This is a genomic window from Amycolatopsis sp. NPDC034160 (assembly GCF_055575355.1).
In genome coordinates this window covers 706,298-731,892 of the sequence record NZ_JBVISU010000002.1, presented here as the reverse complement: position 1 = coordinate 731,892, position 25,595 = coordinate 706,298, and the positions used below count along the sequence as shown (strand labels likewise).

Annotated in this window: 25 protein-coding genes, 2 tRNA genes and 1 other RNA gene; 17 read left to right on the top strand and 11 right to left on the bottom strand. The window is 66.8% G+C overall.

The features are described from left to right. Positions 1 to 65: 65 nt before the first annotated feature. The 4 genes from ACZ54P_RS08400 to ACZ54P_RS08385 all read left to right on the top strand — a co-directional run bounded on the left by ACZ54P_RS08400 (position 66) and on the right by ACZ54P_RS08385 (position 2,112). The gene (locus tag ACZ54P_RS08400) at positions 66 to 332 is read left to right on the top strand and encodes a hypothetical protein (protein ID WP_465460825.1); all 267 of its coding nucleotides are present in this window, start codon (positions 66 to 68) and stop codon (positions 330 to 332) included. A 167-nt stretch (positions 333 to 499) separates the two neighbouring features. Next, positions 500 to 883, top strand: coding sequence for a WhiB family transcriptional regulator (locus tag ACZ54P_RS08395; RefSeq protein ID WP_465460824.1), 384 nt, complete (start codon positions 500 to 502; stop codon positions 881 to 883). Further along, positions 880 to 1,137 (top strand): hypothetical protein, encoded by a 258-nt coding sequence (locus ACZ54P_RS08390; RefSeq protein ID WP_465460823.1) that lies wholly within the window; start codon positions 880 to 882, stop codon positions 1,135 to 1,137. The genes ACZ54P_RS08395 and ACZ54P_RS08390 overlap by 4 nt, the downstream gene beginning before the upstream one ends. A 105-nt stretch (positions 1,138 to 1,242) precedes the next feature. Continuing rightward, positions 1,243 to 2,112, top strand: a complete 870-nt coding sequence (locus ACZ54P_RS08385) for a class I SAM-dependent methyltransferase (RefSeq protein WP_465460822.1) — start codon at positions 1,243 to 1,245, stop codon at positions 2,110 to 2,112. A gap of 180 nt (positions 2,113 to 2,292) precedes the next feature. On the opposite strand, the gene ACZ54P_RS08380 is transcribed toward ACZ54P_RS08385, so the two are convergent. The 3 genes from ACZ54P_RS08380 to ACZ54P_RS08370 form a co-directional block, all read right to left on the bottom strand. Beyond that, on the bottom strand, positions 2,293 to 3,207 hold the full coding sequence (locus ACZ54P_RS08380) for a hypothetical protein (protein ID WP_465460870.1): 915 nt from the start codon (positions 3,205 to 3,207) through the stop codon (positions 2,293 to 2,295). A gap of 142 nt (positions 3,208 to 3,349) precedes the next feature. Beyond that, the gene (locus tag ACZ54P_RS08375) at positions 3,350 to 4,690 is read right to left on the bottom strand and encodes an ABC1 kinase family protein (protein WP_465460821.1); all 1,341 of its coding nucleotides are present in this window, start codon (positions 4,688 to 4,690) and stop codon (positions 3,350 to 3,352) included. A gap of 77 nt (positions 4,691 to 4,767) precedes the next feature. Beyond that, positions 4,768 to 5,802 carry a hypothetical protein gene (locus ACZ54P_RS08370; RefSeq protein ID WP_465460820.1) on the bottom strand — a complete coding sequence of 345 codons (1,035 nt, stop codon included), beginning with the start codon at positions 5,800 to 5,802 and terminating at the stop codon, positions 4,768 to 4,770. 163 nt (positions 5,803 to 5,965) lie between these two features. Here ACZ54P_RS08370 and ACZ54P_RS08365 point away from each other — a divergent pair, with 163 nt between their 5' ends. Further along, complete coding sequence (locus tag ACZ54P_RS08365) at positions 5,966 to 6,532, top strand: M48 metallopeptidase family protein (protein ID WP_465460869.1); 567 nt, start codon at positions 5,966 to 5,968, stop codon at positions 6,530 to 6,532. Positions 6,533 to 6,538: 6 nt separating this feature from the next. On the opposite strand, the gene ACZ54P_RS08360 is transcribed toward ACZ54P_RS08365, so the two are convergent. Further along, positions 6,539 to 7,882, bottom strand: coding sequence for a zinc-dependent metalloprotease (locus ACZ54P_RS08360; protein WP_465460819.1), 1,344 nt, complete (start codon positions 7,880 to 7,882; stop codon positions 6,539 to 6,541). A 203-nt stretch (positions 7,883 to 8,085) separates the two neighbouring features. On the opposite strand from ACZ54P_RS08360, the gene ACZ54P_RS08355 reads away from it, so the two are divergent. Beyond that, on the top strand, positions 8,086 to 9,090 hold the full coding sequence (locus tag ACZ54P_RS08355) for a YlbL family protein (RefSeq protein ID WP_465460868.1): 1,005 nt from the start codon (positions 8,086 to 8,088) through the stop codon (positions 9,088 to 9,090). Between the two features lie 124 nt (positions 9,091 to 9,214). Here the strand turns inward: ACZ54P_RS08355 and ACZ54P_RS08350 are convergent, their stop codons facing one another. Beyond that, on the bottom strand, positions 9,215 to 9,763 hold the full coding sequence (locus ACZ54P_RS08350; RefSeq protein ID WP_465460818.1) for a PPA1309 family protein: 549 nt from the start codon (positions 9,761 to 9,763) through the stop codon (positions 9,215 to 9,217). A gap of 155 nt (positions 9,764 to 9,918) precedes the next feature. Here ACZ54P_RS08350 and ACZ54P_RS08345 point away from each other — a divergent pair, with 155 nt between their 5' ends. Further along, a complete protein-coding gene (locus ACZ54P_RS08345; RefSeq protein WP_465460817.1) occupies positions 9,919 to 12,933 on the top strand; it encodes a UPF0182 family protein in 3,015 nt (1,004 codons plus the stop codon). 67 nt (positions 12,934 to 13,000) lie between these two features. Next, positions 13,001 to 13,074, top strand: a tRNA-Met gene (locus tag ACZ54P_RS08340). 233 nt (positions 13,075 to 13,307) lie between these two features. On the opposite strand, the gene ACZ54P_RS08335 is transcribed toward ACZ54P_RS08340, so the two are convergent. Then, entirely contained in the window at positions 13,308 to 14,759 is a 1,452-nt protein-coding gene (locus ACZ54P_RS08335; protein ID WP_465460816.1) for an FAD-dependent monooxygenase, read from the bottom strand. A 94-nt stretch (positions 14,760 to 14,853) separates the two neighbouring features. Between ACZ54P_RS08335 and ACZ54P_RS08330 the strand changes: the two genes are divergently transcribed. The 8 genes from ACZ54P_RS08330 to ACZ54P_RS08295 all read left to right on the top strand — a co-directional run bounded on the left by ACZ54P_RS08330 (position 14,854) and on the right by ACZ54P_RS08295 (position 20,752). Then, on the top strand, positions 14,854 to 15,447 hold the full coding sequence (locus ACZ54P_RS08330; RefSeq protein ID WP_465460815.1) for a TetR/AcrR family transcriptional regulator C-terminal domain-containing protein: 594 nt from the start codon (positions 14,854 to 14,856) through the stop codon (positions 15,445 to 15,447). An 83-nt stretch (positions 15,448 to 15,530) separates the two neighbouring features. Beyond that, positions 15,531 to 15,604, top strand: a tRNA-Met gene (locus tag ACZ54P_RS08325). Positions 15,605 to 15,883: 279 nt separating this feature from the next. Continuing rightward, entirely contained in the window at positions 15,884 to 16,384 is a 501-nt protein-coding gene (locus ACZ54P_RS08320; protein ID WP_465460814.1) for a PadR family transcriptional regulator, read from the top strand. Positions 16,385 to 16,450: 66 nt separating this feature from the next. Continuing rightward, positions 16,451 to 17,554, top strand: a complete 1,104-nt coding sequence (gene prfB / locus ACZ54P_RS08315; RefSeq protein WP_143104776.1) for a peptide chain release factor 2 — start codon at positions 16,451 to 16,453, stop codon at positions 17,552 to 17,554. Between the two features lie 135 nt (positions 17,555 to 17,689). After that, complete coding sequence (gene ftsE, locus ACZ54P_RS08310; protein WP_005168409.1) at positions 17,690 to 18,379, top strand: cell division ATP-binding protein FtsE; 690 nt, start codon at positions 17,690 to 17,692, stop codon at positions 18,377 to 18,379. A gap of 51 nt (positions 18,380 to 18,430) precedes the next feature. Beyond that, complete coding sequence (gene ftsX / locus ACZ54P_RS08305; RefSeq protein WP_465460813.1) at positions 18,431 to 19,324, top strand: permease-like cell division protein FtsX; 894 nt, start codon at positions 18,431 to 18,433, stop codon at positions 19,322 to 19,324. Positions 19,325 to 19,376: 52 nt separating this feature from the next. Then, positions 19,377 to 19,859 (top strand): SsrA-binding protein SmpB, encoded by a 483-nt coding sequence (smpB, locus tag ACZ54P_RS08300; RefSeq protein ID WP_061981176.1) that lies wholly within the window; start codon positions 19,377 to 19,379, stop codon positions 19,857 to 19,859. Further along, positions 19,856 to 20,752 (top strand): amidohydrolase family protein, encoded by an 897-nt coding sequence (locus ACZ54P_RS08295; protein ID WP_465460812.1) that lies wholly within the window; start codon positions 19,856 to 19,858, stop codon positions 20,750 to 20,752. Before smpB ends, ACZ54P_RS08295 begins: the two co-directional genes overlap by 4 nt. Here the strand turns inward: ACZ54P_RS08295 and ACZ54P_RS08290 are convergent. From ACZ54P_RS08290 to ACZ54P_RS08270, 5 genes are all read right to left on the bottom strand, one after another. After that, positions 20,742 to 22,067, bottom strand: a complete 1,326-nt coding sequence (locus ACZ54P_RS08290) for an acyltransferase family protein (RefSeq protein WP_465460811.1) — start codon at positions 22,065 to 22,067, stop codon at positions 20,742 to 20,744. The genes ACZ54P_RS08295 and ACZ54P_RS08290 overlap by 11 nt on opposite strands. A 93-nt stretch (positions 22,068 to 22,160) precedes the next feature. Further along, the gene (locus ACZ54P_RS08285) at positions 22,161 to 22,412 is read right to left on the bottom strand and encodes a hypothetical protein (RefSeq protein ID WP_465460810.1); all 252 of its coding nucleotides are present in this window, start codon (positions 22,410 to 22,412) and stop codon (positions 22,161 to 22,163) included. Between the two features lie 132 nt (positions 22,413 to 22,544). Next, a complete protein-coding gene (locus tag ACZ54P_RS08280; RefSeq protein WP_465460809.1) occupies positions 22,545 to 23,186 on the bottom strand; it encodes a response regulator transcription factor in 642 nt (213 codons plus the stop codon). 52 nt (positions 23,187 to 23,238) lie between these two features. After that, on the bottom strand, positions 23,239 to 24,378 hold the full coding sequence (locus tag ACZ54P_RS08275; protein WP_465460808.1) for a sensor histidine kinase: 1,140 nt from the start codon (positions 24,376 to 24,378) through the stop codon (positions 23,239 to 23,241). Beyond that, positions 24,375 to 25,070 carry a sensor domain-containing protein gene (locus ACZ54P_RS08270; protein ID WP_465460807.1) on the bottom strand — a complete coding sequence of 232 codons (696 nt, stop codon included), beginning with the start codon at positions 25,068 to 25,070 and terminating at the stop codon, positions 24,375 to 24,377. The genes ACZ54P_RS08275 and ACZ54P_RS08270 overlap by 4 nt, the downstream gene beginning before the upstream one ends. A 152-nt stretch (positions 25,071 to 25,222) precedes the next feature. Between ACZ54P_RS08270 and ssrA the strand changes: the two genes are divergently transcribed. Continuing rightward, positions 25,223 to 25,595, top strand: a transfer-messenger RNA (tmRNA) gene (ssrA, locus tag ACZ54P_RS08265).

Sequence of the window (25,595 nt, the reverse complement as noted above, 5' to 3'; positions counted from 1 at the left end):
CTTCTACAACACAGCGTAGACCGCAGGGCGGCTCGCGCGCGACAGAGAAAGGTGGTGCCGGTGAAATGAGGATCAACATGATGGTCACGAACCCGGGCACCCGTCTGTCCTGCGTCGCGGAAGTCCCGCAGGCTCAGCGTCAGGGCGCCTTCATGCCCGTGAGCATCCTCGCCGCCCGCGGCACTCAGCGTCTCAACCGGCGCTGGGTCACCGCTGACGAAACCTTCACGCACACCGCTGTCTTCGGTGGCGCGTACGTGAACGGTGGCGTCGATCTGCCGACCATCAAGCAGTTCCGTGTTCCGTTGTCCATACGGGAGCGAAGTTCCTGACCTAGTCAGGACTAGAGGCTCACGAAGGCCGCGGAACCGGTAACCGGATCCGCGGCCTTCGTGTTTTTTGCTGCACAAACAAGTTGGCTGCACAACCTAATTGGGGTTCAGCGTTGTCCAGTTCCACCGTCAGTACTAAATCCGTCACGGGACAAAGGAGTGCACTCATGTCATCGGCCGTAGCTTTCGCGCCGGGGGAGGCTCTGCCCTTCGCCGACGCAGGCGTCGTCGACCTGCTCGACGCCATCGACTCGCCTGAGTCGACGCTTCCCTGCCGTTCGGGCGACGCGGACCTGTGGTTCGCCGAGTCGCCGGCAGAACTCGAGCGCGCGAAGGCGTTCTGCGCGGACTGCCCGGTTCGTTCCGCCTGCCTCGCGGGCGCCCTGTCGCGGCGTGAGCCGTGGGGTGTCTGGGGTGGCGAGATCTTCGAGCGTGGCGTCGTCGTCGCGCGGAAGCGGCCCCGCGGCCGCCCCCGCAAGAACTCGGTCGTCGAGCCCGCCGCCGAGGCTCGTCCGGTTGCGCGCAAGGTCGAGCGGAGCGCAGCGGCATGACCGTCGAACCCATCACCACCAGGGATTACGAGGCGCGAACGGGTCGCCGGACTCTCGCGCCGGCCAAGTTGAACGAGATCAAGGTCGAGGAGACCAGCGAAATGTTGCTTTATGAAGAACTGTCCAGAGCCCGAATACGAGACCTTGAGGAGGGAGTCCGCGCGCAGCGGGCTCGAAGCGGCGCACGCGCCGTACGCAGGTGGAACAGGGTCGCTCGCTGGGCGACCCGGCGAGCCGAGCGTCTGCAGGCCTGACCCCATGGGGGGAGCGGGGGACCTTTGCTGTCGCGCCGCGATAGCAAAGGTCCCCCGCTCCCTCTTTTGGGCGTGGTGCGGCTTGGTTTGGTGTTCACTGGAGGAATGGCCGCACACACGCACGATGACATCGACTGGGCGGACCGGCGTCGAGCGCTTCGCATGGCCGAAGCGCTCGACGCCGGGCCGACGCGGGTAGCGGCTCGCCAGCTCTTGGCAGGTATGCCAGACGGGCCGACCATCCTCGACGTCGGCTGTGGTGCGGGCGGGATGAGCGTGCTCTTCGCCGAGGAGCTCGCCTCCGTCGGCGCCAGGATCGTGTTGGTCGACGCGACCGAGCAGCTGCTGGCCGAGGCGCACCGGGTCGTCAGCGCGGCCGCGGGGGATAAGGCCATCGTCGAGACGATCCACGCCGACGTGGCCGACGGCGACTTGCCCGCGAAGCTTCCTGCCGCCGATCTGGTCTGGGCTTCACGTGTGGTCCACCACTTGCCCGACCAGCAAGCGGCGATCAACACCTTCGCCCGGCTCGCCCGCCCCGGCGGCTTGGTCGCCATTTCCGAGGGCGGCCTGGACTTCAACTGTCTTCCCTGGGACCTCGGCATCGGCCGACCAGGACTCGAGGGGCGGTTGCTCGCCGCACGAGGTGAGTGGTTCGCCGAAATGCGTGCAGGTATCCCTGGTGCGGTCTCCATGCCCTACGGCTGGAACATCGCGCTTCAGCGGGCGGGCCTCGATAACGTCGACTCCTTCGGGGTGCTCATCCACCACCCGGCGCCCGGGCCGGAACTGCTGCGCGACTTCATCGTCGAGCGGGTTACTTGGTTGGCCGAAGTGGCAGGTGATCGCCTGAGCAGCGACGATCACAAGACCGCGGCCGCCCTGGTGAATCCAGCGAGCCCCGCCTTCCTCGGCGCGCGCCAGGACCTGTTCCTGCAGGGGACGAAAACGATCCATTGTGGACGACAGCCGTGAGTGACCAGGTCGGTTGTTCGTTGTGCGGCAGGATTCGTGGTGTCGACGAGGAAGCCGCGCAGGCGCTCGCCTGGGTTTCCACCCGGGAGAAGAACGTCGTGCGATGGATGTGTCCTACCTGCGCTCGCCGCCACGCGCGCGACATCGAGGGAAAGCTTCCGGACGAGTATTGGTGAGCCCTTAGGCGGCGTCGTCGATCTGACCGATCGTGCGGACCTTCGGCCGAGGCGTCCGTGCTGCTTCCGCGTACCCCCTGACGAGCTCGGCCGCCACTTCCCTCGGAACCTTCCTCAGCTGGTCGATGGTGCAGCGGACCAGCACGGTGCCGGTCGCGGTCAGTGCCAGCGGATGAAAGTTCGCGGTGCCCTGTTTCGGCGCACGGAATTGCCACGCCAGGCCGATGTCGTCCCACCAGGCGTCGGCGGCGCCGATGGGCCGCCCACGCCGGTCGCAGATCGTCACGTTCCACGATGGCGAGGGCAGCGGGCAGCCGTCGAGCGCCTGCTTCGCCAGTCCGCACGCGTAGGTCTCTTCGGGATCGACACGGCGCAGAGCCGCACGCACCGCGGCTGAGCCTCGCCGGTTACCGGCATCGAGCTCCTCCTTCAGCTCTTCCAGCGTGCATAGGCCCCAATACAGCGGGAGCAAGATCAGCTCGTCGATCCGGGCCGGATCGAGCTCCAGGCGAGCGAGATCGAGTGCCGCGCGGGCGGGAGGGGCGAACGCGACGCCGTCGATCAAGGTCGGCGGCGGCATCCGCGTGGTTCGTCGGGGCAACATGCCGGGTTCCGCCGGCATGCGCCGGTAGTCGGGGACGAGGAGGTGGATCTCGCGCGTCACCGGGCAGTCGACGCCTCGCGCGCGAAGTGCGTCAGCGCCCGTCACCACTACGTCCGGTCCGAACCGTGCGACGGCGGCCTGTAGCAGTTGAAGCCGGGTGGGCGCGGAGTCGCGCAACAGGATCACACCCGGCATCAGCCTTCGCCAAGGACCACCGGGCCCGCAGAGCTTCGCGGCGTGACGCGCGGTCACACCTGCTTTGCGAAGCTCGCGGCTGGTGATGATCCCGGACTCGCAGGTGTTACTAAGCGCCATCAGTCGAGCGCTTCGTGTAGTGGTCATGTATCGAGGATGACCGTTGGGCCGTCCGGGTGGAACCGCTTCTCCAAAGTTGTGGACAACTCGCCCGAGCGCCCCTGATTTTGGCTCTGTCGCAACGATCCCTGTGGATAACTTCTCAGGCCGCGAAGCCGGGTTGCCACCGTTCGACGATCGCGCGGGCGGGGATCTCCGCGTCGAGCTGGCAGAGGATGCCGGTCGATCCGGCGGTGACCCGGTGGATCATGAGGTACTCGGGCGGCAGATTGAGTGAGCGGCCGATCCGGAAATCCCGGCCGCGGGTGTCCCCGACCCGGCCCGCCTGACGCTGCATCCAGCGGCGGGTGAAGTGGAACGTCTCTCCTGCCAGCGGTTCGGTGAACGGTGCGAGGTAGGCGAGCACGTCGTCGGCCTGCAGATCCGTGTCCGCCCGGATGAAGCCGGACTCCCTGAGCAGCCGCATCAGCTTCGTAGACTCGCCGTCGAGCGCCAGCCTGGTCATCTCGCCCAGATGCTGCGGAATGCCTTCGGGCAGCCGGGACACCCCACCGAAGTCGATCACGCACAGCCTACCGTCGGCGGTCAGCATGAAGTTGCCGGGGTGCGGGTCCGAATGCAAGAGCCGGGCCCGTTCCGGCGACGAGTAGTGGAACTCGGTGAGCAGACGGCCGGCGCGGTCCCGCGCCTCTTTGTCGCCGCCAGCGATGATCTTCGAAAGAGGCGTTCCGGTGACCCACTCCGTGACGACGACCTTCGGCGCGCTGGCGACCACCCGGGGGATCAGGAAGCCGGGGACGCCTTCGAAAGCCTTTACGAAGGCACGCTGGTTTTGGGCTTCTGCCTGGTAGTCGAGCTCTTCGTTCATCCGCTCGGCCAGTTCGGCCAGAAGCGGTTTTACTTCGGTTCCCGGCACGAAGGCCTGGAACAGCCTGCTGAAACGCTGAAGCTGGCGAAGGTCGCTCCGCAACGCGTCGTCGGCGCCGGGGTACTGGACCTTGACGGCGACTTCGCGACCGTCGTGCCAGGTCGCACGGTGGACCTGGCCGATGCTCGCGGCCGCTGCCGGCTCGTCGTCGAAGGCGGCGAACCGCTGCTGCCAGCTGCGTCCCAGCTGCTCGGCGAGGACTCGGTGGGTCTGCCGGGTCGGCATGGGCGGTGCCGCGGCCTGGAGCTTGGTGAGGGCCTCGCGATAGGGCTTCGCCATCTCGTCCGGCACCGCGGCCTCGAAGACACTGAGAGCTTGGCCGAATTTCATGGCGCCGCCCTTGAGCGTGCCGAGGACCTCGAAGAGCTGTTCCGCTGCTTTCGCGGACAAGGTCGCACTGACTTCTTCGGCGCTCTGCCCGGTCAGTCGTCGGCCCCAGCCGCCGACCGCCCGGCCCGCTATGCCGAGCGGGATACTGGCCAGCTTCGCCGTGCGCGCAGCCCCTTTGCGGGGGATGTCGGTTTCACGGTCCTCGGCGCTGCGGGAGTCGGTCACCTTCGCGATTCTGCCTTGATTCACTCCGCGCGCGCAGCCTGTCGAGGGCGTGCGTGTGGGCTACGTCGCTCGCGGCATCACCGAGCGCCACATCCGCATCCGCTGTGCGGCGGCCAATCGCGATGGCGGATCGCGCCGTCGAAGAAGTCGATCTCGAGGGTGGCGTTCCACGCGGGCGGCGCCTGGTCGTCGGGTGAGAGCAGCCGGAGTGCCTGGGCGGAGGCCAGCGCGGCGCACGCCTGCACGGCGCCGAGATCCGGTCGTTGCACGCGTCCGGCGAGCTGGCTCGCCACCCTGGGCCAGGACTTGTCGAGTCCAGAACGGTGCAGGTCGGCGCAGCGCAAGCAGCTGCTTCGGCCAGGTACCACCAGCGGTCCGACGATGCCGACTCCGTCCCGTACGCGCACCGGCAGGTGGCTTACACCGTCTCGAACGAGCTCATCGACCACTTCGGGAGCGGGCACCACGGCGTCGGCGAGCAGCGCGAGTTCTGGCTGCCGGTCCGCGTAGAGCCGGGTGGTCGACGTGTTCGCCCCGGCGCGGTGCACCACCTGCGCCATCGCTTCCCGGCGCGGCATGCCGATTTCGGCCTCGGTGTAACCCGAACCCAGATCTCGTGCGAGAACCGTGCCAGTCGCTCGGATGTCGATGTGTCCGATTCCGGCGTTGGCGAGCAGTACGGCGATGGCCACGGCCAGCCGTCCGTCACCGTGGACAGCCACCGCGGTGCGCTTGCGACGCGCCGTCACGGCCGACTGATGATGGCGGGCGCGGAGCGACCACAGTCCCGTCTCCGGTCTTGGCCGTGGATGCCGTCCGGCTTCCCCGGCGTCGGTCACGAGCCCGCGGGCCGTGAGGTCCGTCATCAGGTCCCGCAACTGTTCGTCGTGTTCGCTCTGCGCGAGCACGATGTCGTCGGCGGCTCGTTTCCCGTCCAGTCCGCGGACGGCTTCGGCCACCTCGGTGGCGACTCCGGCGATCACCACGGCGTGGGCGGGGTCGAGGCCGATCTGGATCTCGCCGTTCCCGCGTTCCAGCACATCGAGGCCGGGAAGCAAGGCAGGGAAGGCGGGCAAGGCGATCGATCGCAGATCCGGTTCGCGAAGGTTCATGATCGCAGGATCGCACCGGCCCGCTAACCGTTCACTAAGAAAAACCCGAGTTATCCACAGGTGGGTCCCCTTGTGGATAACTCAGGGCTGTGACCTTTCGGTTCTCGGAGTTGTCGGTGACTGGCCTTACCGTGGTCGAGTGGTCGAAGCACGGATGCCCTCATTGAGGAGCCGGGACAAGACGATTCCCCCGTCGGACGCTCCCGAACACAAGGTCGAGGTACGGCGTAGCCAGCGCCGCCACCGGACCGTCACCGCGTACTGGGACGAGGACACCCTCGTCGTGCTGATCCCGGCCCGGATGACCCGGGCCGAGGAGAAGCACTGGGTAGCCGAGATGCAGCGCAAGCTGCTGCGCACAGGCCCGAAGCGGGCAGCTCCGCCGAAGGCCTCGGACGAGGCACTGCTGGCGCGCTGCGCCGTGCTCTCGGCGAAGTATCTGGACGGAAAGGCGATACCCGCGAGCGTTCGCTGGGTGCCGCCGATGCGCACGAGGTGGGCGTCCTGCACGCCGGTCGACGCGACGATCAGGGTCAGTAATCGTCTGCGCCGGGTGCCGGCCTGGGTGCTGGACTACGTCCTCGTGCACGAACTCGCGCATTTGAAAGAACCAGGGCACAACGCGGCGTTCTGGGAGCTCGTTCGCCGTTATCCCAAGACCGAGCGCGCCATCGGCTATCTGGAGGGCCTGTCCTCCGCCGCCGGCTGGGGCATCGCGGCGGAGGACTGACGTGCCTCACTTCTTGTCTTCGTCGCCCTTGTCCTTCTCACGCTGGGTGCGTTCGATCTCGGCGATCGGGTCGATGCCGTCGAGGGTCGACTCGCCATCGCCGAGACGCTCGGAAAAATCGAGCGGCTCGTCGAGGTCCTCGGCGGTCGGCATGAGGTCGGGGTGGGACCAGAGTCCGTCCCTCTTCTCGATGCCGTGCTGGTCGCCGACCAGCTTCCACAGCGAAGAAGCCGCCCGCATCCGCCGCGGTCGGAGCTCAAGCCCGACCAGGGTGGCGAAGGTCTGCTCGGCCGGGCCGCCCGTGGCCCGGCGTCGGCGCAGCGTCTCCCGGAGCGCGTCCGCGCCCGGGAGGCGATCGCCGATGGCCTCGGCGACAACGACGTCGACCCAGCCTTCGACCAGCGCGAGCAGTGTCTCGAGGCGGTTCAGCGCCGCCTTCTGCTCGGGCGAGGTCTGCGGTTCGAGCAGCCCGGAGGACATGGCCTCTTCGATGCTGGAGGGGTTCGACGGGTCGATCTGGCCCGCGAGTTGCTCCAGCGCCGAAGTGTCGACGGAGATGCCGCTGGCGAACTCCTCGACGGTGGCGAGGAGGCGCTGCCGCAGCCAGGGGACGTGGGCGAACAGCCGCTGGTGGGCGGCCTCGCGCGCGGCGATGAAGACCAGCACTTCGCTGGTCGGCAGTTCCAGGCCTTCGGTGAACTTCTCGATGTTCGCCGGCAGGAGCGCGGAGGTGGCCGCAGGGCCCAGCGGAAGGCCGACCTCGGTGGAGGTGAGCACTTCGGAAGCCAACTGAGCCAGGGCGTTGCCGAGCTGGGAGCCGAAGGCCATCCCGCCCATCTGCCCCATCATCGAGAGGAGCGGGCCGGCGGCCTGTTTGGCCTCCTCGGGCAGGGCCTGGACCCATGCGCCCGAGACCTGCTGGGCGACGGGGTCGCAGAGGCGTTGCCAGGTGGGCAGGGTCTTTTCGACCCAGGTACGCGCGGACCACGCGACGGTCGTCGAGGCGCCGGCTGGCAGGATCGTCGCGCCGTCGAGCCAAAGCTCGGCCAGGTGCGCGGCGTCACGGACCGCCGTGCTCGAGTCGCCGCCGCTGGACGGCGAAAAGCCGAGTTCGACGTCGCCGCCGTTACTGCTGCTGAGGTTCTGCAGCGCGATCTGTTTCGCCAGGTCGTAATTGACCGGCCCGGTCGAGCTGCCGGCCTGGCTGAGCATCTGGCCCAGCTGGCTGAGCATCTGACCGAGCTGATTGAAGGCCTCGGCGCCGGAGGGCTGGCCGCCGGAGTCCGACGGCTCGTTCTCGCCTCGTTTGTCGGGATCGGGCGGTCCGAAGCCGAACGGGGGTTTGCTCATGGCACCACCGTACGCGGGTCCTGGGACCCAGAGCTCGTCAACTGGAGTGATGAGCGTGGCCTTCACCGAGAAGCGAACACCGTCACCGTACGCTGTCACGCGTGACAGAGCCCTCGGAGGAGACCACAGCAGCGCGGAGCCGTGCGGGGTCCGCGAGTGACCAGGACCGCTCCGAACGGCGGTTGACCCGGCGAGGCTGGACGCTGCTGGTCAGCGGAGTGTTGTTCGTGGTCTTCGCGCTGGTCGGGTTCTTCATCCCGGTGCCGTATGTGGCGATCAGTCCCGGCCCGACCTACGACACGCTCGGCAAAGACGCCGCCGGGCAGTCGGTGATCCAGGTCAACGGGCACGAGGTCTTCCAGACCTCCGGTGAGCTCCGCATGACGACGGTCTCCCTGCGCGATGGCGGCATCACGCTGTTCAACGCGCTCGGGCTCTGGGCGAGCGGCCGGTACGCGCTGGCGCCGCGTGAGGAGTACTTCAAGCCAGGCGAGACCAACGAACAGGTCCGCCAAGAGAACATTCAGCAGTTGCAGGACTCGCAGACCGCCGCTCAGGTCGCCGCGCTGCGCCGCAAGTTCCCGGTGAAGGTGCTCGCGGAGACGATCGTCTCCGGCAGCCCGGCGGACAAAGTGCTCGCCCCGGGCGACCGGCTGATGGTGGTCAACGGGCAGACGGTCAAAGAGGCGACCGATGTGCGGGCCGCGCTGAACGGCACCAAGCCGGGGCAGACCGTGCAGATCACCTTCAAGTCCGGCGGTCAGGCCGAGCGCACCGTGCCGCTCACGCTCGCGCAGCGGCCCGACGGCCCGGAAGGCTTCATGGGCCTGACCGCGGTGGACCGCGCGGACGTCCCGTTCGATGTGAAGATCTCCCTGCAAGACGTCGGCGGCCCGTCGGCCGGTCTGATGTTCGCGCTCGCGATCGTCGACAAAATGGAAGCCGGCGACCTCGCCGGTGGCAGGCATATCGCCGGGACGGGCAAGATCTCGGAGAAGGGTGTCGTCGATCCGATCGGCGGCATCTCGTTCAAGGTGGTCGGCGCCCGCGAGGCCGGAGCCACCGACTTCCTCGTGCCCGCGCACAACTGTGCCGAGGCGAAGACCGCCGCTCCCGATGGCCTGAACCTGATCAAGGTGTCCACGCTGGACGAGGCGATCGCGCAGCTCGAGAACCTCAAAGCGGGCAGACCCACCGCCTCATGCTGACCCGCGGGGGAGCAAGGGACCTTTGCTATCGCCTACGGGTCTGACGAGAGCAAGGGACCTTTGCTATCGCTCCGGCCCGCGTCCGGGTCGGCGATAGCAAAGGTCCCTTGCTCTCTTTTGCCGGTCAGGGTTGCAGCGTCGCCTTCAGGGCTTCGAGCAGGTTAGGAGCCAGCTCCGGGTTCTCGATGATCTCGTCGACAGGGACGTCACCGGATTCTTCGGACTGCCCGGCACCGCGAAGCCGCATGACGCACGCTCCGGCGCCGTCCCGTAGCACCGCGGCCACGAGCCGGGCTTCGGTGCGGCGCGGGTGGTCGGCGGCCGCTTGGCGCAGGCGTTCGGCATCGGTCTCGGGCACGGCCGGAAGCTCGGCTTCGGCGTCCGGCGGAAGCACGATGATCTCTTGCGCGAGGGCGCAACCCAGTACGAGGTCCGGCCACGCGATCTGCGCCAGTGCTTCGCCGAGGTCACCGTCCGGCAGCGACTCCTGGGCGACTGGCGTCAGCGGGGCGGACGGGTCGAGTTGCCCGGCCAACTCGGGCTGCTCATCCAGCAGTGCCGCTGTCGGGACCAGCGCGAACAGCTGCGGCGGCTGATCCCATCCTCCAGAGGCGACGAACTCCTCGACTTCGCGGGCCAGGCCGGCCACGCCCTGCTGCTCACTCGGTGCCATTGGCTCATCGTTCCAGGCGGTCATGACGGCAGCCTTCCGAGTCCGGTTTGGGCGGGTTCCGGGAACTTCCGACCGCATCCGTAGAGTTAGAGCATCAGGGGCCGCACGCGGTACGCGCGCCCCGCGCAAAGTTCACCAAACCAGGAGCGTGTGCAGTGGCCACTCGGCCCCCCGTGAGCCTGCCGAAGCTGTCCCGGCGCAGCCGGATCCTGCTCATCATCGCCGCCGTAGTCATCTTGGCGCTGCTGCTGGGCGCGAGAATGCTCGACACCTACGTCGACTGGCTGTGGTTCGGCGAGGTCGGTGCCCGGCCGGTGTTCAGCACGGTGTTGATCACTCGTGTCATCTTGTTCTTCGCCGTAGGACTCTTGGTGGGCGGTGCGCTGGCGATCAGCTTGATGATCGCGTACCGGACAAGGCCGGTCTTCGTGCCGATCTCCGGCAACGACGACCCGCTCGCGCGCTACCGGTCCGCCATCGTCGGCCGGATCCGGCTGTTCGGCATCGGCATTCCGGTGCTCACCGGCCTCATCGCCGGTGCGTCAGCGCAGGCCGACTGGCAGGTCGTTCAGCTGTTCCTCAACGGCACCCCGTTCGGTCAGACCGATCCCGAGTTCGGCAATGACGTCGGCTTCTACGCCTTCGACCTGCCGTTCTACAACTGGCTCTTGGGCTGGCTGTTCATCGCGGTCGTCATCGCCTTCTTCGGCGCGCTGATCTCGCACTACGTCTTCGGTGGCATCCGGCTCGCGGGCAAGGGCGGCCAGCTCGCCGGCCCGACCCGCGCCCAGCTCGCCATCACCATCGGCATCTTCGTGCTGCTGAAGGCGGTCGAGTACTTCTTCGACCGGTACAACCTTCTGCTCTCCGATCGGGGACTGCCGCTGTTCAACGGCGCCACTTATACCGATCTGAACGCGGTCCTGCCCGCGAAGCTGATCCTCCTGTGCATCTCGGTGATCTGTGCTGTCGCGTTCTTCGCCGGCGCGTTCCTGCGCAACCTCCAGCTCCCGGCGATCGCGCTGGTGCTGCTGATCCTGTCGAACGTGCTCGTCGGCGTCGCGTGGCCCGCGGTGCTCGACCAGTTCTCGGTGAAGCCCAACGCGAACGAGAAGGAATCCGCGTCGATCCAGCGCAACATGGACGCGACGCGCCAGGCGTTCGGTCTCACCAACGTCGAGTACAAGGACTACACCGGCAAGTCCGAGGCGACCTCTTCGGAGATCAAAGCGGACAAGGGGACCGTCCCGAACATCCGGCTCCTCGATCCGAACATCCTCAGCGACACTTTCACCCAGCGCGTCGGCCGTGAGAACTTCTACGGCTTCCCGTCCAAGCTGGACATCGACCGCTACACCCTCAACGGTGTCACGCAGGACTACATCGTCGCGGCCAAGGAGATCAAGACCGAAGGCCTCGCCGGCAACCAGACGAACTGGATCAACAAGCACCTGGTCTACACACACGGAAACGGCTTCGTCGCCGCGCCGGCGAACACGATCGACCGCGCGCTGAAGGACGCCAACTCCGACGGCGGTTACCCGATCGCCACCACCAGCGACACCCAGAACCCGACAGGTGCCGGTGCGACCGACCCGTCCAAGCCGGGTATCAAGGTCGACGAACCCCGCATCTACTACGGCGAACTCGCGACCGACGCCGCGTATGCGATCGTCGGCGGCAAGGTCGGTCAGGCGCCCGGCGAGTACGACACGGCCGTCGACCGTGCCTACATCTACAAGGGTTCCGGCGGCGTACCGATCGACAATTGGTTCAACCGGCTCGTCTTCGCCGCCGAGTACGGCGAGCGGAACATCCTGTTCTCCGACGCCATCGGTGACGGATCCAAGATCATGTTCAATCGCGAGCCGCGGGATCGCGTCGCCAAGATCGCCCCGTGGCTGACCCTCGACGGCGACCCGTACCCGGCTGTCGTCGACGGCAAGATCAAGTGGATCGTCGACGGCTACACGACGATGAACAACTTCCCGTATGCCCAGCAGACCCAGCTCGGGCAGGCCACCAACGACTCGCTCACCGGCACCACCCGTCAGTCGAACGCCTCGATCAACTACATCCGTAACTCGGTCAAGGCCACCGTCGACGCGTTCGACGGCACCGTGAGCCTGTACGGCGTCGAGGACAACGAGCCGGTGCTCAACGCCTGGAAGAAGGTCTTCCCGGGGCTGATCAAGCCCAGCAGCGAGATCTCACCGGATCTGCGGTCGCACTTCCGTTACCCCGAAGATCTCTTCAAGGTGCAGCGGGAACTCCTTTCGAAGTACCACGTGAACAACCCGGCGGAGTTCTACGCCCAGCAGGCGTTCTGGAGCGTTCCGCAGGACCCGACGCAGGAAGGCGGTTTGAACGCGTCCGCGTCCGGCATCGCCAACCAGCCCGGCTACTACGTCCTGGCCACCGCGCCGGGCGACAGCAAGTCACGGTTCCAGCTCACCAGCTCGCTCACCGGTCTCCAGCGGCAGTACCTCGCGGCCTGGATGTCGGTGTCCTCGGACCCCGAGGACTACGGGAAGATGCGGGTCCTCAGACTGCCGACAGGTGCCAGTGGCTCCACCCAGGTCGATGGTCCCGTCCAGGTCCAGAACAGATTCCAAAGTGACCCACGGGTCGCACAGGACCGGACCCTGTTCAACAACCCGAACGTCACCGTCACCTACGGAAACCTGATCACGCTGCCCGTCGCCAACGGCTTCCTCTACGTGGAACCCGTCTACATCCGGCAACGGAACCAGCTGAGCTATCCGCAGCTGGCGCGCGTTCTGGTCTCCTATGGCACCAAGATCGGCTTCGCGCCGACGCTCAACGAAGCCCTCGACCAGGTCTTCGGCGCGGGCACAGGTTCAGGGGTCACACCGCCTCAGAGCGGTGGCACCCCCGGGCCCACGACTCCGCCACAGCCCGGCACGGCACCGCCGCAGCAGCCACCTGCCGGCGGCAACCCGGCGCTCGACAAGGCCGCGGCCGAGATGCACGACGCCTGGGGCAAGTTCAAGGCGGCCCAGCAAGGGGGCAACTACGCGGATCAGGGTGCTGCTCTCGCCGCACTCGATGCCGCGTACAGGGCCTACGAGGCGGCCAAGGCCAATCCTCCGGCCAATAATCCGCCCGCCAGCAGCGCGCCGCCGCCCACCGGCCAGCCCGGAGGGTGACGTCGGTTACCAAAAGGGCACCTGCTTTGCGCCTGCTGGAAACGCAGGCGTAAGGTAGGTGTCACGACGCGGGGTGGAGCAGCTCGGTAGCTCGCTGGGCTCATAACCCAGAGGTCGCAGGTTCAAATCCTGTCCCCGCTACAGAGGTTGGAGGCGTGGTCTGCGGAAATCGCAGACCACGCCTCCTTCGCATTTCACCCCGGGGGTCGAACCCCCGGACCCCCGCCAGGGAGGGCTTCGCCCCCTGGACCCCGAAGTGAGTCGGTTGCGCAGGTGGCCGAGCTGCGGGGGAGCAAGGGACCTTTGGTATCGCCGGTGGGTAGCGGGGGACCTTTGGTATCGCGCGGGCCCGAAGGGGGAGCGGGGGACCTTTGCTATCGCGTGGGGGCGGGGGCGACCCAGCAGGCGTAGCCATCGGGGCGGTACAGCACGGCCTCGGTCGCGGGCCACGGCAGGCTGGTGACCAGTTGGGTCGTCAAACGCGGGGTCCACGAGCGGGCGGCGTCGATGTGGGCGGTCGTGGTCGTCAGGAGCACGAAGTCGCCCGTCCGGAACAGGGTGCTCGGTCGGAGCGGGCCGGTTTCGGTGAGGACGTCCTGGTCGTTCAGCCGCGAGCCGAGCGCGGGATGCGCGGTCCCGTAGGTCGTGTAGCGGATCCCGAGACCGGAGACCATGCCCGACAGATACCGGTTCACCTCGGGAAGCGCGGCCAGATCGCCGAAAAGGGCGCGAAGCGCGCGTGACTCGTGAGACCGCGGAGTCAGCCCCAGTTGGGCCGCGACGTTGTGCAGCACCTGCGCGCCCACCGGGTGCCGTTCGGCCTCGTAGGTGTCGAGGAGATCGTCACCGGCCCAGCCGTGCACGGTCGCGGCCAGCTTCCAGCCCAGGTTCATGGCGTCTTGTACGCCCAGGTTCAACCCCTGCCCGCCGGCCGGGAAGTGAATGTGCGCGGCGTCGCCCGCCAGCAGCACCCGCCCGTCCCGGTAGTGCGCGGCCTGCCGCGCCGCATCGGAAAACCGCGACGCCCACCGGATTTCCGACACCGTCGCGGTGTCGCCGTACGAGTCGAGCAGTGCCTTCCGGACTTCGTCGCGGGAGACGGTGGACCCCATGTCCGCTGGCCGAGAGGCCCGGTCGCCGTAGATGAACCGGTAGAGACCCGGTTCTCCCAACGGGATCAGGCCTTTGAACGTGGTCGCGCCGGTCGGCTCGCCGATGTTCCGCATCGTTCGCCACTGCTTTTGTGCGACGTCAGGCACCTTGTCGAACAAGACGTCCGCGACCACGCCGAAACCTTCGCCGTCCACGCCGGGAAAGTCCATGTCGAGTCCTTTGCGCACAACACTTCGTGCGCCGTCGCAACCGACGAGAAACTTCGCGTACAGCTTTGCTTCGCCGCCGTCTGTTCGGTACCGGACAGATACAGAGTCCTTGTCCTGTACGAAAGTGAGTACTTCGCTGCCGCGCAGCACCTTTCTTCCTTGTGCGGCAAGCCATTCCGTCAAGAACTCTTCTACCTTCGCCTGCGGAATCCCCAGCTGGAACGGGAATCGAGTGTCCCAACCGTCGTAGACGACGGGGATCATTGCGAAATGCCCGTCCCGCACCGTCGCGAACGAACGTTCCTCGACACCGTCCAGAAGTCCGCGTAGTTCCAGCATTTCCGAGGTGCGCGGCTGCAGGTTCAGTGCCTTCGAGAGGCCCGTGCGCTCGCGAAGGCGCTCCAGTACCACCACATCGACGCCGGCGAGCGCCAGTTCGTTCGCGAGCGTCAGTCCCGTCGGCCCGGCCCCGACCACGATCACGTCGGTCCTCAGGTTGTTCATACCACTCCTTAACGACGTTAAATTGACTTGCGCCCAAGCGTGCCCTTAACATCGTTAAATTGTCAAGACGGTAGTACGGGAAGAGAGTGCAAAAGTGGCTCTGACCAGGCAGAACATCATCCACGCCGGGCTTCGGCTGCTCAATGACGTCGGTCTCAACGGGCTCACGCTTCGGCTGATCGCGCAGGACCTCGGGGTCAAGGCGCCGGCGCTCTACTGGCACGTGAAGAACAAGCAGGAGCTGCTCGACGAGATGGCGACGCAGATGTACGCGGATGCCATGCCGGGCCGTACGCCGGAAGGTATGGGGGAGCGGGAATCGCTTGAGCTGGCGTCGCAGCAGATGCGCCGGATGATGCTCGCTTACCGTGACGGCGCGAAGGTCTTCTCGGGGACGTTTCTGACCGATTCCGCCCTGCTCACCGATAACCCACTGCAAGGGCGGGTCGACGCGGGACTGGAGCCGTACCTGGCCGGCCGAGCACTGTTCACCGTCTACAGCTACGTCGTGGGCTTCACCATCGAGGAGCAGGCCGTCTACCCGGTTCCGGGCGAACGAGACCCGCGTTACGACCTCACGCCCACGGCGTGGGTCTTCGATGACGATGTCGAGGCCAGGTTCGGCGACGGGCTGACGATGGTGCTCAACGGCGTCTTCGCTTGGCTGGATGACAAAGTCGCGCCATAAAGGCTGGTCAAAGGCTCACCGGGAAGTTAAGGGTACCCCCGTGAAACCCGGTTCCGGCCCCATGTAATCTATTAACACAACGACGCGGGGTGGAGCAGCTCGGTAGCTCGCTGGGCTCATAACCCAGAGGTCGCAGGTTCAAATCCTGTCCCCGCTACAGAGAAAACGAAGCGCGTGTCTGCGGAAATCGCAGGCACGCGCTTCTTCTATTTCCGGTTCCGTGGCGCGTGCGCCGTCCGGGTCGATCACTCACCGTCGTTGGTCGGGGCGGGGGAAGCGTGCCGCTGTCCGTGGCGAAGCCCGGTCGCGCAGCGTGTTCGGTCCTTTGTGGACAGGCGTAGTGCGTTGGGCCGAATGAGCGCATATCACTAGCCACAATGGACAGATGTGCTGACCACAGTGGACACAGGTTCCGAAAAGTGGGACCGTAGATGACGTGTCCGAATTGAATGCAACAGCCGCCGCACTGCTCGGTCTTCTCCACGACGGTCCCGCCACGGGCGGGCAGCTGGTCGCGGGGGCGGGTGAGCGTTTCGGCGCCTTCTTCAGCGTGACCCGCAGCCAGGTGTACCGGGAGCTTCCCGCCTTGTCGAAGGAGGGCCTCGTCCGCCTCGGCAAGCAGGGTCCGCGGTCGAGCCAGCAGTACGTCATCACCGCGGCGGGCAAGAAGGCGTTCAAGACGTGGCTGTCCTCAGAAGCCGGTCCTGACCACCTCCGCAGCCCGCTGATCCTGCGTCTCGTGCACGCCGGTTCGCTGACGGTGAAGCAGCGCTCAGCCCTGCTCGAGTCGGCGCGAGCCAGCTACACGCAGCAGCTCGACGAGGCGAAGGCCGCCACCAAGGCCGCCGACGGCCCGTACGCCAAGGCGGTCGCCGAATTCGCGCAGGCGCAGGCCAAAGCGGCACTGAAACTGCTGGATTCCATCCCCCAGTCCTGACCCGGACAGGTGCCCACGACCGGTTCCCCGCAACCGGTCGTGGGTTTTGCCGTAACCTTGGCCGACGTGAGTGATGAGTTCGATGCGGCACTGAAGGACCTGACCGGCAAGCTGACGCAGATCGAGTCGGTGATGGACCTGGATGCGCTGCGTGCCCAGGTGGCTGAGCTGGAGGAACAGGCCTCCAGCCCGAACCTCTGGGACGACCCCGAAGCGGCGCAGCAGGTCACCAGCCAGTTGTCACACCGGCAGAGTGAGCTGCGACGTATCTCCGAGCTGCGGCAGCGGCTCGACGACCTGGGCGTCCTGTATGAACTGGCCGAGGCCGAGGGTGACTCCGCCAGCATGGCCGAGTCCGAGTCCGAGCTCACGTCGCTCACCAAGGACATCGACGGGCTCGAGGTCCGCACGCTGCTGTCGGGTGAATACGACCAGCGGAACGCGGTGGTCACCATCCGGTCCGAAGCGGGCGGCGTCGACGCGGCCGACTGGGCCGAGATGCTCCTCCGGATGTACCTGCGCTGGGCGGAGCGGCACAACTACCCGACGGACGTCTACGACATCTCCTACGCCGAAGAGGCGGGCATCAAGTCCGCCACCTTCAAGGTGAGCGCCCCCTACGTCTACGGCACCCTCTCGGTCGAGCAGGGCACGCACCGGCTGGTGCGCATCTCGCCGTTCGACAACCAGAGCCGTCGCCAGACCTCCTTCGCCCACGTCGAGGTGATGCCCGAGGTCGAGGAGGTCGACCACGTCGACATCCCCGAGAAGGACATTCGCGTCGATGTGTACCGCTCGTCCGGCCCGGGTGGCCAGAGCGTCAACACGACCGACTCGGCGGTGCGGATCACGCACATCCCGACCGGCGTGGTCGTGTCGTGCCAGAACGAGAAGTCGCAGCTGCAGAACAAGGCGGCGGCGATGAAGGTCCTCCAGGCGCGGCTGCTGCTGCGGAAGAAGGAAGAGGAGCGCGCCGAGATGGACGCGCTCAAGGACGGCGGCTCCAGCTGGGGCAACCAGATGCGCTCCTACGTGCTGCACCCGTACCAGATGGTCAAGGACCTGCGGACCGAGTTCGAGGTCGGCAACCCGTCGTCCGTTCTCGACGGTGAGATCGACGGTTTCCTCGAGGCGGGTATCCGCTGGCGCAAGCAGTCCGGAGCCGCGTGACGACCCTGCGTGAGAGAGCAAGGGACCTTTGCTATCACTTTCCGGGAGAGAGTGATAGCAAAGGTCCCTTGCTCGCTTGGCCGCCGGGACCGGGCTACCCGGGCTTAACGGGCGGCATGGGTAGTATGCCGAACCGTGATCCGGCTCGAAGAGGTTTCCAAGGTCTACAAGACCTCGACCCGTCCCGCCCTCGAAAGGGTGTCGGTCGAGATCGACAAAGGTGAGTTCGTCTTCCTGATCGGTCCCTCGGGATCCGGGAAGTCGACCTTCCTGCGCCTCCTGCTGCGCGAAGAGGTGCCGAGCAAGGGTCGCGTGATGGTCTCCAACTTCGACGTCGCCAAGCTCGCCCGCCGCCGGGTGCCGCGGTTGCGGCAGACCATCGGCTGCGTCTTCCAGGACTTTCGCCTGCTGTCGAACAAGACCGTCGCCGAGAACGTCGCCTTCGCGCTCGAAGTGATCGGCAAGCCGCGCCCGACGATCCGCAAGGTCGTGCCCGAGGTGCTCGAACTCGTCGGCCTCGACGGCAAGGCCGACCGCCTGCCCAACGAACTCTCCGGTGGTGAGCAGCAGCGCGTCGCGATCGCCCGCGCGTTCGTGAACCGCCCGCTCGTGCTGCTCGCCGACGAGCCGACCGGGAACCTGGACCCCGACACCAGCCAGGACATCATGTTGCTGCTGGAGCGGATCAACCGCACCGGCACGACGGTGCTGATGGCCACCCACGACCATTCGATCGTGGACTCGATGCGGCGGAGGGTCGTCGAACTCCAGCTCGGCAAGGTCATCCGTGACGACGCCCGAGGCGTCTACGGTATCGGCCGCTGACCGGCCCCGCCCTCCTCCGTTACCCACGACTTCCAAGGGACATCAACCCCGATGCGCGCCAGTTTCGTCTTCAGCGAGGTAGTCACCGGCTTGCGCCGGAACGTCACGATGACCATCGCGATGATCCTCACCACCGCGGTCTCCCTCGCCATGCTCGGCATCGGCCTGCTGGCCGTCGGCACGATCGACAAGATGAAGGCCAACTTCCTCTCCGACGTCGAGGTTTCGGTCTATCTGGTCAACGACATCAGCGCGGGTGACCCGAACTGCTCGCAGTCGGCCTGCCAGTCGCTGCGCCAGGATCTGCAGGGCAACGACGGCGTCGAGTCCGTCGTGTACGAGAACCGCGCGCAGGCCTTCGAGCGGTTCAAGAAGATGTTCGAGAGCCAGCCGGAACTGCTCGCGCTCACCGGTCCGGACGCGCTGCCCGCGTCGCTGCACGTCAAGCTGAAGAACCCCGAGCGCAGCCAGGCGATCATCCAGGAGTACACCGGCAAACCGGGCGTCAGCAAGGTCGACGACCAGCAGAAGGCGCTGGACCGCGTGTTCAACGCGCTCAACGCCGTCCGGAACCTCGCCTTCGGCGCCGCGGTGATCATGGCGCTGGCGGCACTGCTGCTGATCGCCAACACGATCCAGGTGTCGGCGTTCACCCGGCGCACCGAGGTCGGCATCATGCGCCTGGTCGGCGCCACCCGCTGGTACACCCAGCTGCCGTTCCTCTTGGAGGCGGTGGTCGCCGGCCTTGTCGGTGCCCTCATCGGCATCGTCTTCCTGATCCTCACCAAGGTGTTCCTGCTCGACCTCGTACTGACCGGGGACGTGTTCCCGGCGATCAGCATGCTCGAATTGCTGTTCCCGGTGGCGCCGATCCTGCTCGCCGTCTCGGTGGTCATCTCGGCGATCACCGGCTATGTGACGCTGCGCCTGTACGTGCGCCACTGATCCGTCCGATAACCACCTGCTCGAACACAGGAAATCACGTAGAGTCGCCGCTATGCCCAAGGAACGTGGACACAAGGTGATCGTGTCGAACCGCAAGGCTCGCCACGATTACTCCATCCTCGACACCTACGAAGCCGGTCTCGTGCTCGTCGGTACCGAGGTGAAGAGCCTGCGTGAGGGACGGGCATCGCTGGCCGACGCGTTCGCCACGGTGGACGACGGCGAGGTCTGGCTGCGCAACGTGCACATCCCGGAGTACGTGCAGGGCACCTGGACGAACCACACGCCGCGGCGCACCCGGAAACTGCTGCTGCACCGCCAGGAGATTGAGCGGCTCATCGGCAAGACCAAGGAGAGTGGTCTTTCGCTGGTCCCGCTGTCGATGTACTTCAAGGACGGCAAGGTCAAGGTCGAGATCGCACTGGCCAAGGGCAAGAAGTCCTACGACAAGCGGCAGGACATCTCCAAGCGCGACGCGGAGCGCACCATCAGCCGGGCCTTGGGCCGGGCGCTGAAGGGCCGGTACAACGATTGATCCACGGACCGGCCTCGGACGCCGACATCCCTGAGTGGATCTCGGCGTTGGGCATCGACGGGCTCGTGGACATCCACCTCCATTTCCTGCCGAAGCCGGTCATGGACAAGGTGTGGGCCTACTTCGACCAGGCCGAGGAGCACTACGGCATGGCCTGGCCGGTGCACTACCGCACTTCGGAAGAGGAGCGGATCGAAACCCTGCGTTCGTTGGGTGTGCGCAAGTTCGCGCCGCTGGTCTATCCGCACAAACCCGGGATGGCCGAATGGCTGACGTCCTGGGCGCTGGAGTTCGCCGAGCGCGTCCCGGACGCCGTGCCGACGGGGACGTTCTATCCCGAACCCGCTGCCGTGTCCGTTGTGGACGGAGCACTGCGCGCGGGCGCCCGCTGTTTCAAGGCACACGTCCAGGTCGGCGCCTACGACCCCCGTGACGAACTGCTGGACGGCGTCTGGGGCGCGCTGGCCGACGCGGGCGCCCCGGTGGTCGTCCACTGTGGACACGGTCCGCTAAAGGGCGCCTACACCGGGTTACGGTTGTTCGAAGAGATTCTGGTGCGGCATCCGGATCTGACGCTGGTCCTGGCGCACGCCGGTATGCCGGAGATCGACTTCGCGTTCGAGCTGGCCAGGAAGTATCCGCGCGTGTACCTCGACACCACGATGGTCGGGGTGGAGTTCACCCTGCGCGGCAACCCGCTTCCGTCGGACTGGACGGACCTGCTGGCGGAGTTCCCCGATCGCGTCGTGCTCGGCACCGACTTCCCCAACATCCCGTACTCCTACGCCACACAGCTACAGGCGATCGCCGGCTGGGCCGCCGACGATCGCCTCGGTGAGCCGTTCCTGCGGGCAGTGCTGCACGACACCCCCGCGAAGCTGCTCAGCGTTTGAGCTGCGCCAGCTCGGTGACCGAGACGGCGCGGCCGAGCAGCCGCGTCCCCAGCTCCGAGACCGGGATCTGCTTGCCCGCCAGGTAAAAACCGCCCGTCGCCAGTGCCACCCACGGCACCGGTCCCTGCGCCAGACCGTCGCTCAGCGGGGCGAAGCCGTGCGCGGCCAGTCCCAGCAGGCCGCCGGAGATCGCCAGGCCGGCCAGGACGAGCTGAGGAGTGTGTGCGGTCGAGGCGGGGCCGGAGCTCTGCGTTTCGAAGCGGGCGAAGAGCCGCAGGAGACCGAGGAGCACCAGTCCGCAGGCGCCGAGCCAAGCCGGGACCATGGTCAGCCACAGCAAGGAACCCGGTTCAGGCGTCGAGTAACCGAGGCCGTAGACAGCGACACCGGACACGACGATCAGTGCGGGCATGTGCCACAGGTAGACGCTCATGAACCGCGGGCCGATCCACTTCAGGGCGGCGTCAAGGTTCGGGCGGGCGGCCAGTGCGTTCAGCTGCGGCTTGAAGGCCAGCAGGAGACCGATCTGGCCGATCGCGAGGAAGGCCAGCAGCACGGTCGGCGGGCTCATGTTCGACACCGGTGCGCCCGGCATGCCGATCATGCTGGCCGGGTAAGGGCCGAAGGCGACCATCAGCGCGGTGATGCCGAAACCGGCGGCGGACATGCCCAACGCGGTGCGGCGGCCGATCGAGCCGAGACGGCCTTGCGTGTAGTGGAAACCGAGCTGGTGCACGGCGACCCAGACGAAGATCGCGTTCGCGAAACCGATCAGGCCGAGGTCGTTGAAGCGGGCGATGTCGACGAGGACGGCGGCGGCGAGCATCGCGAACGGGACCTTGAGGCCCCAGCGGCGATGTGCCGCGACCATCAGCGGGGTGAGCAGCACGGTGAGCACGTAGACGGCCAGGAACCACAGCAGTTGTGCGGCGATCGCGCCGCCGATCTGCAGGGGCTGCTCCGGGATGCCCATGCCGCGCAGGATGTCCGGGACGAAGAGCCAGACGGCCACGAGCGGCAGCACCGGGAGCATCAGCCGCTTGAGGCGGGCCGCGAGCCAGGACCGGGAACTTTCCGCCCGGGTGAACGAGATCAGATTCGCCGCGCCACCGGCGAAGAAGACGAGCGGCATTACTTGCGAGGCCCAGGTTATGACCCACCAACCGGGCGTCGCGAGGGCGTTTCCGGTGGAGAGGTGGCCGTCGGCGTAGGAGAGCACCGGCATGCCCCAGTGCTGAACGACGACCGCGAGGATCGCGACCGCTCGGACGATGTCGAGGAACCGGTCCCGGCCTCGCTTCTGGCTCGTGTGCATGCCAAGAAGCCTGGTGGTTCAGGGCTTCGGAAACAGCGGTGCGGGCCGCCGTATCCGCCTTCCAGTTTTCGCCCTTCGGAGGTGGAGTTTTCCCTACCCCACGCCGTCGGGTTCGGGCTCCGGCCGTGGCGCGGGCTCCGGGACCGGGGCGGCGCACAGGCGGAACTCCCAGCAATCGTCCTCGGCGAGGCCGAGTTCGTAGCGGGTTTCGATCTTCGGCCCGTCGTGCAGATGGACGTGCTTGAGGACGGTGCCCGCGATCGGCTCGGTGTCGCCGAGTTCCTGGACACGTCCGTCGAGCGGACCTCCGAAGAAGCGGACGCTATGGGAGGGCCTGTCGGTCATGGGTCCTCCTCGGTTCGGCTCGTCGCTCACCAACAGTCTGCCAATGTTAGGTGAGTGACGGCCTCGCCACCAAGAGCTACTTCAGCGTCCCCGAGCGGCGATAGCAAAGGTCCCTTGCTCTCGTTGTGCAGGTCAGCGCCCTAAATAAGTGAGAACCGCGCGGACCCGGCGGTGTTCCACCGAACTCGCTTCGAGGCCGAGCTTCGAGAAGATGTTGCCGATGTGCTTTTCGACGGCGCCGTGCGAGACGACGAGCGAGTTCGCGATCGCGGTGTTCGACAGGCCCTGCGCCATCAACCCGAGTACCTCGGACTCGCGGGCGGTCAGGGAATCGAGGGGGTTCTTGCGGCCTCGTGCCATCAGTTGCGCGATGACGTCCGGGTCGATGGCCGTACCACCGCCGGCGACCCGCTTCACCGCGTCGAGGAAGTCCCCGACGTCCGCGACGCGCTCTTTGAGCAGGTAGCCGACGCCGCCGGCGCCGCCGGAGAGTAGTTCGACCGCGTAGCTTTCCTCGACATACTGCGAAAGCACCAGGACAGGGAGCCCTGGGATGGCGTCACGGGCGCCCAGCGCGGCCCGCAGACCCTCATCGGTGAAGGTGGGCGGCATTCGCACGTCGACGATCGCGAGATCCGGTCGGTGCTCCTTGACCGCGACCAGCAGGTCGTCGCCGTTGTCCACGGCCGCGACGGTCTCGATGTTCTCGTCGGCGAGCAGGCGGATCACCCCCTCACGCAACAGAACCGCGTCTTCGGCGATGACAACCCGCATGCTGCCCCCAGCGTCGTGAATGAATGGCAGAGCCTATTCACTCACGAGCCGGTCACCACTGACAGGGCAGGTCCGCACGAATCACCGTGGGGCCGCCGACCGGGCTGACGACGGTGATCACGCCGTCGATCGTCGCCGCCCGGTCGGCGAGCCCGGCGAGTCCGCCACCGGGCCGGACCTCGGCGCCGCCGTGTCCGTTGTCGGTGATCTCGACGATCACCATCGAGTCGGTACGCCACACCTTCACACCCGCTTCGGTCGCGCCCGAGTGCTTCGCGATGTTCGTCAGTGTCTCGCCGACGATGAAGTACGCCGTCGTCTCGACCGCCGCGGGCGGCCGCGGTTCGACGTCCACCTCGACGTCGACGTGGATCGGCGACTTCGCGGCCTGTGCGGAGAGCGCGGCGTCGAGGCCGCGGTCGCCGAGCACGGCCGGGTAGATGCCCCTGGCGAGGTCGCGCAGTTCCGACACCGCGAGCTTCGCGTCGAGGTGCGCTTCGTCGATCAGCTCGCGCACGGCGGCCGGGTCATGGTCGAATTTCGACTTCGCGCGGCCGAGACTCATCGCGACGGCGACCAGGCGCTGCTGTGCGCCGTCGTGCAGGTCGCGTTCGATCCGGCGGCGTTCGGCTTCGGCGGCATCGACACCGCGGGCCCGCGACGCCTGCAGATGTTCCGCCTTCTGCTCCAGCCGCTGGGTGCGGTTCGGGCCGAGGAAGGAGAACGCCAGGTTGCCGTGCAGCCAGGCGAGCCACGGGGTCACCCAGAGCGCCATCGGCAGCAGCACGATCGACGCGAGCGCGATCGGGAGTTCCACGCAGGCCAGCGGGAACGCGAGCATCAGGTAAGCGAGGTCGCGCCACGTCGTCGGGTCGGTCAGGCGGGTCATCCAGCGCTTGACCAGCGAAAGGCCCTCCACCGGGAGCCGTTCGACCGGCTCCAGCGGCGTACCGAGCATCTTCCGCGCCCAGCCGCGCTCGCGGTCGGCGGACCAGCGGATGAAGTTCGTCGTGGCCATGAGGATCGGGAAGCCGATCCACACCACCGCGGTCGCGATCCCGACCGTGAGGCCGACGACGATCAGAATGAACTGGAGGATCCGGAAGAACCAGCTGACGATCATGTAGACGATCGATTTCAGCGGTCTCGGGCGCGGAATCTCCACATGCCGCACCTGCTGGTCGATCGTCATCCGGTCACCGTGCTCATCGTCGAAACCTCGCCCCAGGACTCCTCCAGGCGGCGGCGCTGGGCGTGGGTCGGCCCGAGCAACGCCGTCGCCAGCCGGGCATGCATCCCTGCCAGCGCTTTCGTCAACGCTACCGAGAGCGCGATGCACAGCACGCCGAGAGCCGCCCAAGGCAACGCCGAGACCGTCGAGTCCACGGTGAACCACGGCAGGTCCCAACTGGGGAAGCGGTACTCGCCGCCCGGGAGGAAGCGGTAGTAGATCGGAAGTCCGGCAAGGCCGAGACTGGTCGACCAGAAGGCCGTGACCAGCACGAACTCGACGATCCCGAGCGGGAAGAGCAGGAAGAAGTAGCTCAGGTCACGCCAGGTGGAGGTGTCCTTCAACCGTGCCTTCCAGCGCACGGACTGGCCGGCGACGGGCAGCGGGAGGTACGGCAGGTCGATGTAGCGGTCCAACAGCGCGTACACCCTGGCGCGTTCCATTCGGGCCGCCCCGCGGACCGACAGGATCACCAGCGCGAGGATGGGCACCCCGATCCAGATGATCACCGTGCCGACGCCCAGCCAGAAGAACGACATCAGGAGCGCGAAGGCCAGCACGCCCATCGGCAGGTTCATCAGCAGGTAGGCCAGCGAGCCGCCGAACGACGGATCGGACCTGCTCAGCTCCCGCTCGGCCGCTAGCGAACTCATGGTCGTGCTCCCTTCCGAAGTCGATGGGACAAGCATCGTCCTGCGGAGGGGCGGACGACATGGTGTGCGCGGGCATCTCGCGGGTGGGGCTAGCCCCACCCGCCGGAAATAACCCTGTTGCCGTCCGCGTTATGATGGACAGGTCCCTACAAGGGGGTGAACGGTTTCGACTTTGGACGTTGAATCAGGAGAAGCGTGCCGGTGCAGGCGAGAGACCACCGTAAGCGTCATCGCAAACCAATAAGCGCCGAGCCTAAGAGCCAGCGCGAGTTCGCTCTTGCTGCCTAAGCAGTAGAGCAACTCTGTCGGTCCGGGGTCGCCTCCGACCCGGTCACCGGCATCAGCTAGGAGGCTTACCGCCACACTCGGCTACGGGGTGTGGTTGGGAAACAAACAGTGGCTGGGCTCGTCACTTCAGCTTGTTCGCGTGACTGAAGGGGCCAAGTAGAGACATAGCGGACTGCGCACGGAGAAGCCCTGGTGATACGCCAGAGGACCCGGGTTCAATTCCCGGCACCTCCACTG